The 13,020-nt window shown below is 67.3% G+C and carries 10 protein-coding genes; 6 read left to right on the top strand and 4 right to left on the bottom strand.

Annotated elements, in window-relative coordinates; all coding sequences use genetic code 11:
• Entirely contained in the window at nucleotides 1–2,322 is a 2,322-nt protein-coding gene (locus N5K27_RS11595; RefSeq protein WP_279816542.1) for an acyl-CoA dehydrogenase, read from the top strand.
• A gap of 12 nt (nucleotides 2,323–2,334) precedes the next feature.
• Here N5K27_RS11595 and N5K27_RS11590 read toward each other — a convergent pair whose 3' ends face one another.
• Both N5K27_RS11590 and N5K27_RS11585 read right to left on the bottom strand, forming a co-directional pair.
• Nucleotides 2,335–3,264 carry a stomatin-like protein gene (locus tag N5K27_RS11590; RefSeq protein WP_087837379.1) on the bottom strand — a complete coding sequence of 310 codons (930 nt, stop codon included), beginning with the start codon at nucleotides 3,262–3,264 and terminating at the stop codon, nucleotides 2,335–2,337.
• Nucleotides 3,265–3,317: 53 nt separating this feature from the next.
• Nucleotides 3,318–3,746 carry an NfeD family protein gene (locus N5K27_RS11585; protein ID WP_087837380.1) on the bottom strand — a complete coding sequence of 143 codons (429 nt, stop codon included), beginning with the start codon at nucleotides 3,744–3,746 and terminating at the stop codon, nucleotides 3,318–3,320.
• Nucleotides 3,747–3,879: 133 nt separating this feature from the next.
• On the opposite strand from N5K27_RS11585, the gene N5K27_RS11580 reads away from it, so the two are divergent.
• From N5K27_RS11580 to N5K27_RS11570, 3 genes are all read left to right on the top strand, one after another.
• The gene (locus tag N5K27_RS11580; protein ID WP_279816536.1) at nucleotides 3,880–5,808 is read left to right on the top strand and encodes a serine hydrolase domain-containing protein; all 1,929 of its coding nucleotides are present in this window, start codon (nucleotides 3,880–3,882) and stop codon (nucleotides 5,806–5,808) included.
• Nucleotides 5,809–5,946: 138 nt separating this feature from the next.
• Complete coding sequence (locus N5K27_RS11575) at nucleotides 5,947–6,390, top strand: DUF1330 domain-containing protein (protein WP_279816534.1); 444 nt, start codon at nucleotides 5,947–5,949, stop codon at nucleotides 6,388–6,390.
• 5 nt (nucleotides 6,391–6,395) lie between these two features.
• Nucleotides 6,396–7,295 (top strand): alpha/beta fold hydrolase, encoded by a 900-nt coding sequence (locus N5K27_RS11570; protein ID WP_279816532.1) that lies wholly within the window; start codon nucleotides 6,396–6,398, stop codon nucleotides 7,293–7,295.
• Nucleotides 7,296–7,382: 87 nt separating this feature from the next.
• On the opposite strand, the gene ppsA is transcribed toward N5K27_RS11570, so the two are convergent.
• Complete coding sequence (gene ppsA, locus N5K27_RS11565; protein ID WP_279816529.1) at nucleotides 7,383–9,746, bottom strand: phosphoenolpyruvate synthase; 2,364 nt, start codon at nucleotides 9,744–9,746, stop codon at nucleotides 7,383–7,385.
• 248 nt (nucleotides 9,747–9,994) lie between these two features.
• Between ppsA and N5K27_RS11560 the strand changes: the two genes are divergently transcribed.
• Nucleotides 9,995–10,843 (top strand): pyruvate, water dikinase regulatory protein, encoded by an 849-nt coding sequence (locus tag N5K27_RS11560; protein WP_087837383.1) that lies wholly within the window; start codon nucleotides 9,995–9,997, stop codon nucleotides 10,841–10,843.
• 1 nt (nucleotide 10,844) lies between these two features.
• Here the strand turns inward: N5K27_RS11560 and N5K27_RS11555 are convergent, their stop codons facing one another.
• Nucleotides 10,845–11,759: a LysR substrate-binding domain-containing protein gene (locus N5K27_RS11555; RefSeq protein ID WP_243724336.1), complete on the bottom strand. Its 915-nt coding sequence runs from the start codon at nucleotides 11,757–11,759 to the stop codon at nucleotides 10,845–10,847.
• 306 nt (nucleotides 11,760–12,065) lie between these two features.
• On the opposite strand from N5K27_RS11555, the gene N5K27_RS11550 reads away from it, so the two are divergent.
• Nucleotides 12,066–13,016, top strand: a complete 951-nt coding sequence (locus N5K27_RS11550) for a tripartite tricarboxylate transporter substrate binding protein (protein WP_087837385.1) — start codon at nucleotides 12,066–12,068, stop codon at nucleotides 13,014–13,016.
• Nucleotides 13,017–13,020: the final 4 nt, after the last annotated feature.

The following is a 13,020-nucleotide window of genomic DNA, read 5'->3' as shown; positions in this document are numbered from 1 at the left end:
ATGGACGATACTCTGCGGGAATTTCGCGACAGCGCCGCCGACTACCTGGGCGCGAACGACCAGCGGCAGCGCATGCGTGCGCTGGACGACAGCGCGGGCGGACACGATCGCGAGGAATGGCGCCGCATCGCCGAACTGGGCTGGCTGGCGGTGCTGGTGGCCGAGGACGACGGCGGACTGGGCCTGGGTCTGCCCGAGCTGTGCGCGATCGCCCAGGAAGCCGGCCGCCATCTGCTGCCCGAACCGCTGGCCGCGGCGGGCGTGCATACGATGGCGCTGCTGGCCGGCCTGCCCGCCACGCCGCCGCGCGCATCGCTGCTGGAGAAGGCCATGTCGGGCGCCATGCTGCTGGGCGTGGCCTGGCAGGAACGCGCGGGCCAGCTCGATCCCGACGCCCGGCCCGGTTCATGCGCCACGCGCGGGGCCGGCGGCCTGCGGCTGGCCGGCCGCAAGCGCTTCGTCCAGCCCGGCGCCGACGTCGATGGCTGGCTGCTGGCCGCCACGCTGGACGAAGAAGCCGCGCTGCTGTGGCTGCCCCGCGAACGTTTGGCCCGCGCTCCCATCACCCGGCGCCTGGTGGACGGCAGCGCGCAGGCGGACCTGGACCTGGACGGTACCGTGCTGGATGCGGAGCACGTGCTGGCCACCGGCCCGACGGCCAGCGAGGCCCTGGCGCGCGCCAACGACGTGGCGCGCCTGGCCCAGGGCGCGGAGCTGGCGGGCATCGCCCGGCGGGCGCTGGAACTGACGCGCGACTACCTGGCGACGCGGGAGCAGTTCGGTCGCCCGATCGGCAGCTTCCAGGCCTTGCAGCACCGCATGGTCGACGGGCTGATACAGGTGGAACTGGCCGAGGCCTGCCTGCGCGAGGTGCTGGCGCAGGCGGCGCCGGATGCTCCCGCCACGCGCCTGGGGCGCCTGGCCAGCCGGGCCAAGGCCCGCTGCGCCCACGCGGCGCTGGAGATGACCCGCATGGCGATCCAGTTGCACGGCGCCATCGGCACGACCTACGAATACGACATCGGCCTGTATTTCCGCCGCGCGATGGCGCTGTCCGCGCACCTGGGAAATGCCGAGGCACACCGCGTGCGCTACGCCACGCTGGCCGCTCCGGAAGCGGACGATCCCGAAACCGGGCCGGCCCCCGCGCCCATCACCGCGTTTCCCGCCGACGCGGACTGGGGGGCGATGCCGGAAGCCGAATTCCGCCGCCTGGTCCGCGCACTGTTCGACACGCACTACCCGCAAGACCGGCGGCACATGCCCTACCGTCAGACCTGGGCCGAGACGCGCGACTGGTACCTGACGCTGGCCCGCCTGGGCTGGCTGGCGCCGGCCTGGCCCCGCGAGCATGGCGGCATGGGCCTGCCGCCCGACAAGCTGATCGCCTACATCGAAGAAGCCGAGGCCTACGGCGTCGCGCGGCCGCCCGACCAGGGGCTGAACATGGTGGGGCCGATCCTGATGCGCTTCGGCACCGATGCGCAGCGCGCCCGCTTCCTGCCGGCCATCCTGAAAGGCGAGCACGTCTGGATCCAGGGCTATTCGGAACCGAACGCCGGCTCGGACCTGGCCGCCGTGCGCACGGAAGCCGTGCCCGACGGCGACCACTTCGTCGTCAACGGCCAGAAAACCTGGACCACCTGGGGTTCGGACGGCACGCACATGTTCATGCTCGTGCGCACCGACAAGACGGCCAAGAAGCAGGCCGGCATCAGCTTCCTGCTGGTGGACCTGAAGACACCCGGCATCACCGTTCGCCCCATCCGCAACATCGCCGACGAGCGGGAATTCTGCGAGGTGTTCTTCGACAACGTCCGCGTGCCGCGCGAGAACCTGGTGGGAGGCCTGAACGAGGGCTGGACGGTGGCCAAGGCGCTGCTGGGCTTCGAGCGCCTGTTCACCGGCAGCCCCAAGCATTCCCAGCACACACTGCGGCAGGTGGAAAAGCTGGCGCGCCAGCGCGGGCTGTTCGACGACCCGGCCTTCGTCGCGCGCCATACCGCCTTGCAACTCGACACGCTGGACCTGGGGGCGGCGTACGGCGGCTTTGCCGACCTGGCCAAGCGCGGGGCGGCCATTCCGCCCACCGTGTCGATCCTGAAGATCTGGTCCACCGAGACCTACGAGCGGCTGGCCCTGCTGCTGATCGAGGCCGCCGGCGAATACGGCGCGGTGCGCGACCACGCCGGCACCGACGAGATCGACCTGCACGTGGTGGCGCCGCTGTTCAACGCGCTGGGCGCGAAGATCTTCGCCGGCAGCAACGAGATCCAGCGCAACATCCTGGCCAAGGCCGTGCTGGAGCTGCCCTCGGGCTGAAGGCGGCGGCGTTCAGCCCTGGCCGGCCTGGGTGCCCTTGACCACGGTCAGCGCCGAGGCGATCAGGCCGCTGATGTCGCTGACGTTGGCGGGCACGATCAGGGTGTTGTTGGTCTTGGCCAGGTTGCCGAAGGCGTCGACGTAGCGCTCGGCCACCTTGAGGTTGACCGCTTCCATGCCGCCGGGGTGCTTGATGGCCTCGGCCACCTGGATGATGGCCTTGGCGGTAGCATCCGCCACGGTCACCACGGCGGTGGCCTCGCCCTGGGCCTGGTTGATCTGGGCCTGCTTCTCGCCCTCGGAACGCGCGATGGCGGCCTCGCGCTCGCCGGTGGCGATGTTGATCTGTTCCTGGCGGCGGCCTTCGGAGGCCGCGATCAGGGCCCGCTTCTCGCGCTCGGCGGTGATCTGGGCCTGCATGGCGCGCAGGATCTCGGCCGGCGGCGTCAGGTCCTTGATCTCGTAGCGCAGCACCTTCACGCCCCAGTTTAGCGCAGCCTCGTCCAGCGCGCTGACGATGCTGCTGTTGATCTGCTCGCGCTCCTCGAAGGTGCGGTCCAGTTCCAGCTTGCCGATGACCGAGCGCAGCGTGGTCTGGGCCAGCTGGGTGATGGCGACGATGTAGTTGGACGAACCGTACGAGGCGCGCATCGCGTCGGTGACCTGGAAATACAGGATGCCGTCCACCTGCAGCTGGGTGTTGTCGCGCGTGATGCAGACCTGGCTGGGCACGTCCAGCGGGATTTCCTTGAGCGAATGCTTGTAGGCCACGCGCTCGATGAAGGGGATGACGAAGCCGGCGCCGGGCGACAGCACGCGGTCGAACTTGCCCAGGCGCTCGACCACCCACGCATGCTGCTGCGGAACGATGGCAATGGCCTTGACGACGATGAGGATGGCCAGGAAAACGATGACCAGCAGGACGATGGTGGATGCGCTCATGGTGCTTCCTTATGAGTGATGCCAGCGATACGGGAAGGCCGTCCGCAACGGCCTTAGCGAGTGGGCGAAAGAACGAGGCTGTTGCCGCGCATCTCGGTAATCACGAACTGCCCGGCGACCGGCTCGGCCCCGGGAGCGAGCTCGGCCTGCCAGTGCGCCCCACGATACCAGACACGTGCGGTGCGGTCTTCGTTCCAGGCGTCGACCTTGACGGTCTGGCCGATGTCCATGTTGACGTTGGCGTTGGAAGACGGCGGCCCTCCCCGTTTCTTCAGCACGTTCAGGCGCTTGAGCAGCAGCGTGCAAAGCACCACCGCCGCCGCGCACAGCACCAGTTGCCAGGCGATGTCCACGCCCAGCCAGGCCGCGATGCCGGCCACGGCGAAGCCGACGGCGACCATCAGCAGATAGAAGGTGCCGGTCATGACTTCGCCGATCAGGGCCAGGGCCATCAGACCGAACCATACCCAGGCGGGATTCATAGTTGCCTCCTTCGAGCGAGAGCGGACGCGGCCCGCCGGCTCGGCCGCGCGGCACGAAACGTGCCGCAGTGACGTATCTGCCTCTATTATGCCTGCCTGGGGGAAATGCCGCCCGGCCACCGGAGGAACCCCCATGCGCATACCGCCCGCCCCCACTCCCGCCTATCCGTCATCCGCCAGCCGGCGGCAGTTCCTGGGCTATGGCGGTGCCGGCATGCTGGCCGCGGTCCTGCCCGGCTGCGGAGGGGGCGACGGCCCGACGCCCGCCGCCTATGCGCAAACGATCGAGTGGGGCCGGCAGGAAATCGCGCGCGCCCTGGCCGGCGATCCCGGCAACGTGGCCGCGGTCTCGATTGCCCTGCTCAAGAACGGCACCGTAGTCTGGCAGCAGGCCTTCGGCCGCGCCTCGGTCCAGGACAACGTGGCGGCCACCGTCCTGACCCGCTTCAACATCGGTTCGGTCAGCAAGGTGCTGGCGGCGCTGGCCGCCATGATCCTGCGGGACCGCGGACTGCTGGACCTGGACGCACCCGTGGCGCGCTACCTGCCGGGCTTCGCCATGCTGTCGCCCGAGTATGCGCTGATCACGACCCGGCACCTGCTTTCGCATTCCTCGGGCCTGCCGGGCACCAGCATGCGCGATGCCTTTGCCTTCGAACCCATACCGGGCTACGCGGCCCATGCCGAAGCGGCTCTGGCCAACCAGCACCTGAAGCACCTGCCGGGCGAACTGGCGGTCTATTGCAACGACGGCTTCACGATGATCGAACGGGTGGTGGCGGCCCTGGCCCGGCAGGACTACGCCAGCTTCGTCCAGGCCAACATCCTGACGCCGCTGGGCATGGCCGACTCCGGCTTCCTGACGAAGAAGCCCACGGGCGGCTCGTTCGCGCTGCCTTATTCGGGCGGCAGGCAATATCCCCAGGAGTTCGTCAATCCGCTGGCCACGGGCGGCCTGGCCGCCACGCCCGGCGACATGATGAAGCTCGCCCGCATGCTGCTCGAACGCGGCACCTACCAGTCGCGGCGCATCGTGTCGGCCGACGGCATCGCGCAGATGGGCACCGACCAGACCACGGGCCTAGCCATCAATCCCTCGCCGGAATGGGTATGGGGGCTGGGCTGGGACAGCGTGCGGCATCCCGGGCTGGCCGCGGCAGGCGTCCGGGCCTGGCAGAAGAATGGCGGCACGACCTTTTTCTCGAGCGACTTCTACGTCCTGCCGGACCAGCGGCTGGCCCTGATGGTGACCGGCAACACGGGCAACGCGCAACGCCCCGATACGTATCGCGCCGGCGCGCTGGCCGAAGGCGTGCTGCTGCGCGCCCTGGTCGAGGACGGCACGATACGCGCCCTGCCGCCGCTGGTCGCCCATGCCGCGCCGCCCGCGGCGGCATCGCCCGGGCTGGCCGACGCCGTGGGCGTGTACGCCAACTACAACCAGCCCACCCGGGTCACCGCCAACCAGGACGGCAGCTTCTCGCTGTCGTCCTGGAACGGCACCGCCTGGCAGCCGATGAACGGCGGTGCCAGATACAGTTATCGCAGCGACGGGTGGTGGTGGGGCAACGACGCCCCCATCAGCTACCGCTTCGAGGTCGTGTCCGGCACCGACGCGAACGGCCAGCCCTACCGCTATCGCTACCTGATGCTGCGCGGCCCCCTGTTCGGCGCCGGCTACAGCGAAACGACGCTGCCCGTGGGCCAGCAACTGCTTCCGCTGGCGCCGCTGGGCGCCGCCTGGCAGGCGCGGCTGGGCAAGACCTGGACGGTCATCAACGAATCCCCCACGACCATGCCGTCCACCCTGGGCGGCACACCCTACGCCACACTGGGCAGCCTGCCCGAGCTGCCGGGCTACATCCTGGTGCGCAATAGCAGCTACGACGACGGCTCGCCCGAATACCAACTCCTGGCCCCGCTGGCCGCCGACCGCGCCGGCATGACCGTCAAGATCCCCGCCAACGCCGGCCGCGACCTGTACGAACTGCACTTCGCCACGGCTGGCGGCAAGGAAACGCTGACCATAGGCAGTTGGACCTACGAGGCATCCGTAGGCTGAGGCCGGACAAGAGGCCGCGGCAACGGCAAAGCCCCCGGCGGACGGGCGCCCTCAAATATTTACCCGGGTAATATTGACGACGATATTTTACCCGGGTAAAATTTATTCAGACTCGGACCGAACAGGAAAATTCTGAAGATGGCATCGACCGCCCCATTCGCTCCCTACCTGGAGCCCACGCAGCAATCCGGTCGCGCATTCGTCATGAGGAAAATGCAGGGCAACGTCGTCATGTTGAACCTGCTGCGCTTTCGCGAGATTGCCGACTACGCCGCAAACCCGGAACTGGCACCGGAAGAACCCATCAGCGGCGCGCAGGCGTTCGATCGCTATGTCCACCACACGCTGCCGTTCCTGCGCGCAAGCGGCGGAGACCTTCTGTTCCTCGGCACTGGCGGCCCGCTCCTGATCGGCCCGGAAAACGAACGCTGGGACCTGGCCATGATGGTCAGGCAACGCAGCGCCGAGTCATTCCTGGATTTCGCGAACAATGCGGAGTATCTGGCGGGCATGGGCCATAGAACGGCGGCTCTCGAAGACGCTCGTCTCCTTCCGTTGACGCAGACCGAAAAGACGAGTTGAAGAACATGAAGTCCCTGCAAGCCAACGGCATCACCGTCTGCTACGACAGTCTGGGCGACGAAAACGACGACACCATCCTGCTTATTCCGGGTCTTGGCGCCCAGATGATCCGCTGGACGGATCCCTTCTGCCTAAGCCTTGTGGCAAAGGGTTTTCGCATCATCCGCTTCGACAACCGGGATGCGGGTCTGTCGACGCATTTCACGGACGCCCCCACTCCGGATTTCGCGGCTTTGGCAACGGCCATCGCGGCGGGCCGGAAGCCGGACGTGCCTTACACCCTCGATGACATGGCGGCAGACGCCATCGGCCTGCTGGACGCCCTGTCCATCGAGCGCGCACACGTCGTCGGTCGCTCGATGGGCGGCATGATCGCGCAACTGATGGCCGGTGATCACCCGCGGCGCGTGTCGTCGCTGGCTTCCATCATGTCCAGCACGGGCAACCCCGGTCTGCCTTCGGCGGCGCCCGACATCATGGCGATGCTGACCAGGCGGGCGCCCCACCCCGTTGATGACGAAGAGGGGTTCGTCGCGCATGGCCTCGCGTTTGCGACCCGCATCGGCGGCACCGGCTTCCCTATCGATCGAGAAGCGCACCGCGCCATGATTCTGGAAGAGTCCCGCCGCGCCTACGATCCGGCCGGTTTCGGACGGCAGATCGCCGCGATAGCCGCCACGGGGGACATACGGCCAAGGCTTGCCTCTATCCGTGTCCCGACCCTGGTGGTGCATGGCCGCGACGATGCGTTGATCCCGCCGGCCTGCGGCGAGGATACGGCGGCTTCCATCCCCGGCGCGGAACTTCTACTGATCGAGGGCATGGGCCACGACTTGCCGGTCGCGCTCCATCAGACACTGGTCGAGGCAATTTGCAGGAACGCCCACCGCCACATCGGCAAATAGAAGAACGCCGGGGGCACGGTGGATCCGGCTCCGCCGGTCCACCAGTGCCGCCCCCTGGGGGGCGCGCGTCAGCGCGTAGGGGGGATCCTATTCAGCCAACTTCTTCCAAGTATCGACCACCGTATCCGGATTCAGCGAGATCGACTTGATGCCCTGGTCCTTCAGCCAGACCGCGAAGTCTGGATGATCCGAAGGACCTTGGCCGCAGATGCCGACGTACTTGCCCGCCTTCAGGCAAGCCTCGATGGCACGCTGCAGCAGCGCCTGGACGGCCGGATCGCGCTCGTCGAAGTCTGCGGCCAGCAGTTCCAGGCCCGAGTCGCGGTCCAGGCCCAGGGTGAGCTGGGTCAGGTCGTTCGAACCGATCGAGAAGCCGTCGAAGTATTCGAGGAACTGCTCGGCCAGCACGGCGTTGGACGGGACTTCGCACATCATGATCAGGCGCAGGCCGTTCTCGCCGCGCTTGAGCTGGTTGTCGGCCAGGAGGCCGACCACGCGCTCGGCCTGTTTGAGCGTGCGCACGAAGGGAACCATGATCTCGACGTTGGTCAGGCCCATGTCCTGGCGCACGCGGCGCAGCGCCTCGCATTCCATGCGGAAGCACTCGGCGAACTCGTCGGCGATGTAGCGCGAGGCGCCGCGGAAGCCCAGCATGGGGTTCTCTTCCTCGGGCTCGTAGCGCGAGCCGCCGATGAGCTTGCGGTATTCGTTCGACTTGAAGTCGGACATGCGCACGATGACCGGCTTGGGATAGAAGGCCGCCGCGATCGTTGCGATGCCCTCGGCCAGCTTGTCGACGAAGAACGCGCGCGGGCTGGCGTAGCCCCGGGCCACCGATTCCACCGCCTTCTTCAGGTCGCCGTCGACATTCGGATAGTCGAGGATGGCCTTGGGGTGGATGCCGATGTTGTTGTTGATGATGAATTCCAGGCGGGCCAGGCCCACGCCGCCGTTCGGGATCTGCGCGAAGTCGTAGGCGAGCTGCGGGTTGCCCACGTTCATCATGATCTTGACGTCGATGGCGGGCATTTCGCCGCGTCGGACTTCCTCGACCTCGGTTTCCAGCAGGCCGTCGTAGATCCGGCCCTCGTCGCCTTCGGCGCAGGACACGGTGACCATGGCGCCGTCGGCCAGCACGCTGGTGGCGTCGCCGCTACCGACGACCGCCGGGATGCCCAGTTCGCGCGCGATGATGGCCGCGTGGCAGGTGCGGCCGCCACGGTTGGTGACGATGGCCGAGGCGCGCTTCATGACCGGTTCCCAGTTGGGATCGGTCATGTCGGTGACCAGCACGTCGCCGGGCTGGACCTTGTCCATGTCGGCGATGTCGGCCACCAGGCGCACCGGGCCCGAGCCGATCTTCTGGCCGATGGCGCGGCCCGTGACCAGCACGTTGCCGGTGGCCTTCAGGCGGTAGCGCTGCTGCACGTCGTTGCCGGACTGCTGCGACTTCACGGTTTCCGGGCGGGCCTGCAGGATGTAGATCTTGCCGTCGTTGCCGTCGCGGCCCCATTCGATGTCCATGGGACGGCCGTAGTGCTTTTCGATGATGACGGCGTAGCGCGCCAGCTCGATCACGTCGTCATCGGACAGCGAGAAGCGGTTGCGCTGTTCGGGCGCGACGTCGACCGTGCGCACGGCGCGGCCTTCGGTGCGGGCCGGGTCGAATTCCATCTTGATCAGCTTGGAGCCGATGCGGCGGCTGACGATGGGATACTTGCCGGCTTCCAGCGTGGGCTTGAAGACGTAGAACTCGTCGGGGTTGACCGCGCCCTGCACCACCGTCTCGCCCAGGCCGTAGGACGAGGTGATGAAGACGACGTCGGGGAAGCCCGATTCGGTGTCGATGGTGAACATGACGCCGGCCGCGCCGGTGTCGGAGCGGACCATGCGCTGGATGCCGGCGGACAAGGCCACGTCGGCATGGGCGAAGCCCTTGTGCACGCGATACGAGATGGCGCGGTCGTTGTACAGCGACGCGAACACGTGGCGGATCTTGTCCAACACGTCGTCGATGCCGACCACGTTCAGGAAGGTTTCCTGCTGGCCGGCGAACGAGGCGTCGGGCAGGTCTTCGGCGGTGGCGGACGAACGGACGGCGAACGAACCCTTGCCGTCGGCGTCGAGCTTGGCGAACGCTTCACGGATGTCCTTCTCGAACTTGGCCGAGAACGGAGCATCGACGATCCATTGCCGGATTTCCGCGCCGGTTTCGGCGAGCGCGCGCACGTCTTCCGGATTCAGGGAAGACAGGCGTTCGTTGATCCGGGTATCCAGGCCCGAATCCTTCAGGAAATCGCGGAAAGCCTCTGCCGTCGTGGCAAAGCCCCCGGGCACGCGGACTCCGGCGCCGGTGAGCTGGCTGATCATCTCTCCAAGTGAGGCGTTCTTTCCTCCTACCGAGTCAACATCCGTCATCCGGAGTTGCTCGAACGGCACAACATAAGACATGAAAGTCCCCTATTACAATGGCAAGAAAGCTTGTTTGGCGAGCACACGCGCCGGGCGATTCCGCGCCGCAATGCGTGGTGTGCTGGCCAAACCCGCCTCCGCCGCGGCCCAGGGCTCCGTAAGCCTGGGCGTGCGCCATGCGTAACCGGGGTAATCCCCGGATTGTACGCCGGCCGCCGGCCTTTCTGCACATTGCTTGCTTCGTTTGCCTTTCCCACCCCCGGAAACCCTGTTTTTGCGAGATATCCATGCCTCAACCCGCCCCCGCCGCGAATTCGTACCTGCGCACCGTATTCGTGGTCTCCGACGGCACCGGCATCACCGCCGAGACCTTCGCCCACTCGGTCCTGGCGCAGTTCGAGAACGCCCGCTTCCGCCATATCAGGCTTCCTTTCATTGATTCGGTGGACAAGGCCGCCGACGTGGCCGCGCGGATCGACGCCGCCTTCACGGCGGACGGGCAGCGCCCCATCGTCTTCAGCACCCTGGTCAATTCCGAGATCAATACCCGCGTGCGCCAGGCCAACGGCCTGTTCCTGGACCTGTTCTCGACCTTCGTCGAGCCCATCGAGCAGGAACTGAACATCAAGTCCAGCCATTCGATCGGCCGCTCGCACAACATGGCCAACACCAAGCAGTACCAGAGCCGGATCGAGGCCATCAACTTCAGCCTGGCGCACGACGACGGACAGTTCATCAAGGGCCTGGAACAGGCCGACGTGATCCTGGTGGGCGTGTCGCGCTGCGGCAAGACGCCCACCAGCCTGTACCTGGCCATGCAGTACGGGATCAAGGCCGCCAACGTGCCGCTGATTCCCGACGACTTCGAGCGCGACGCCCTGCCCTCGGCCATCCTGCCTCACCGCAACAAGCTGTTCGGGCTGACCATCCAGCCCGAGCGCCTGGCCGAGGTCCGCAACGAGCGCCGCCCCGACAGCCGCTATGCCTCGCTGGAGCAGTGCCGCTACGAGGTGGCCGAGGCCGAGAAGCTGATGCGCCGCGAAAGCATCCGCTGGCTGTCGACCACCACCAAGTCGATAGAGGAAATCTCGACCACCGTGCTGCAGAAGATCGGGCTGGAAGGCCGGTTCTATTAAGTCAGGAAGCAGGCCGCGGCGGGCGCGCCAGCGCCTCGCTTTCGGCCGCATGGGGCCGGGCCGCGACCTCCAAGCACTCGCGCAGCACGTTCAGCAGTTCGCGCCGCCTGGGTTCGCGGGGCATGACCAGGCCCAGCTCGCGGTGGAAGACGTCCTTGCCCAGCGAGACCGCCCGGACGCCCGGCGGCAGGCTGTTGCTGCGCGTGATGGGCACCAGCGACACGCCCAGCCCGGCCGCCACCATCGCCACCATGGCATCCACGTCCTCGATGTCCAGCATGGCCTCGACATGCAGGTCGTGCCGGCGCAGGAAATGCTCGACCCCCCGCCCGCCGAACGAGGCACGGTCGTAGCGGATGAAGGGGTGGGCGGCCAGCAACTGGCGCCAGTCCTCGCCCGGGACGCCCTCCGGCACCGCCAGCACGAAGGGTTCGCGCACCAGCGGCTGCCATAGCAGCTCGCGCGGCAGCATGAAGGGCGGCGCGATCATCAGCGCGGCGTCCAGCTCGCCGCTGTCGACCTGGCCGATCAGGAACAGCGACGAACCGTGCACCAGCCGCACCGATACCAGGGGATGGCGGCCCCGCAGGATGCCCAGCGCCGTGGGCAGCATGCCCACCTGGGCGGTCTGGATCGCCCCCATCCTGACCGTGCCGCGCAGTTCGCGGCTGGTCACCCGCACGGCCAGCTCGTCGAACAACCCGACGATCTGGCGAGCCATTTCCACCGCTTCCTCTCCCGCCTCGTTCAGCGTGGCCGAGCGTCCGGTCCGGGTGAACAGGGGCGCGCCCAGCGCCTCCTCCAGGCGTTGCATCTGGGCGCTGACGGCCGACTGCGTCAGGCCGATGCGGGCCCCCGCCGCGGCGAACGTGCCCCAGCGCACGACCGCAAGAAACGTCTTCAGCTCGCGCAGCACGACGGCCTCCTCCAAATAATCAAAAAAATTTGACCTCAGACGAAAAACAAAGCGTTTTCGTTTAAGGATTTTTGTTTATACCATGGCTGTCATGGATGCCTGCCTTGGCGTCCCTTCCCACTTCGAACCCCTGGACACTGCCCTCCCCGCAGCGGGGTTAACTTCGCCCAAAAACAATTAAATAAACTCAAAACCAAATAAATACATCAAACTTCTTTCAAATTCATGGCACAGCACTTGCTTGATAACCCAGGAGACGGCGCGCAATCCCGCGTTCGCCCCTCTCTCTTGAATGGAACAGCAGGTATGAAGATCCCCTCCTTTCTAGCGGCCGCCGCGCTGGCCCTGACCCTGGCCCTGCCGGCCCATGCCTATCCGGACCGACCGATCACCATCGTGGTGCCGTTCTCGGCCGGCGCCGGCACCGATCTGACCGCCCGCCTCCTCGCGCGCACCATGGAGAAGCACGCGGGCCGCAGCGTCGTGGTGGTGAACCGCGCCGGCGCCGGCGGCGAGATCGGCATGGCGTCGGTGGCCAACGCGGCGCCCGACGGTTACACGCTGTCCATCCTCAATACGCCCAACGTACTGACCATTCCCATCGAACGCCGGGCGCAGTTCAGCCTGTCCAGTTTCGACGTGATCGCCAATATCGTGGACGACCCCGGCACCCTGAGCGTGCGCGGCGACAGTCCGCTGCGCGGTATCCAGGAACTGGTGGACGCGGCTCGCAAGGCACCGGGAACGCTGACCTACGGGACGGCCGGCGTCGGCTCGGCCGGCCATATTTCCATGCTGCTGCTGGAGCAGGCCGCCGGCATACGGCTGCGCCACGTGCCCTTCAAGGGCACGGCGGACGTGGCAACGGCCTTGCTGGGCGGCCACATCGACATCGCCACCGCCAACCTGGGCGAGGCCCTGGGTTTTTCCAAGGGCAAGCAGTGGCGCATCCTGGGCCAGATGGCGTCCAGCCGGTCCCCCATGGCGACGGACCTGCCCACCTTCGCCGAGGCCGGCTATCCCATCGAAAGCGGTTCGCTGCGCGGGCTGGGCGCGCCGCGCGGCACGCCGCCGGAAACGCTCAGGGCGCTCTCGGCGCTGGTGGACAAGGCCATCAACGACCCCGACTTCCGCCAGGCGGCCCGGGGGGCCGAGCAGAACGTCCGCTACCTGCCGCGCGACGACTACGCGCTCCTGCTGACGGGCATGCAGGGCCAGTTCGAGAAACTGTGGGCGGCCTCGCCCTGGAATCAATGATGCC

This window comes from Pigmentiphaga sp. GD03639 (genome assembly GCF_029845405.1).
Taxonomy (GTDB): Bacteria; Pseudomonadota; Gammaproteobacteria; order Burkholderiales; family Burkholderiaceae_B; genus Pigmentiphaga; species Pigmentiphaga daeguensis.
This window is presented reverse-complemented; position numbering and strand designations above follow the sequence as displayed.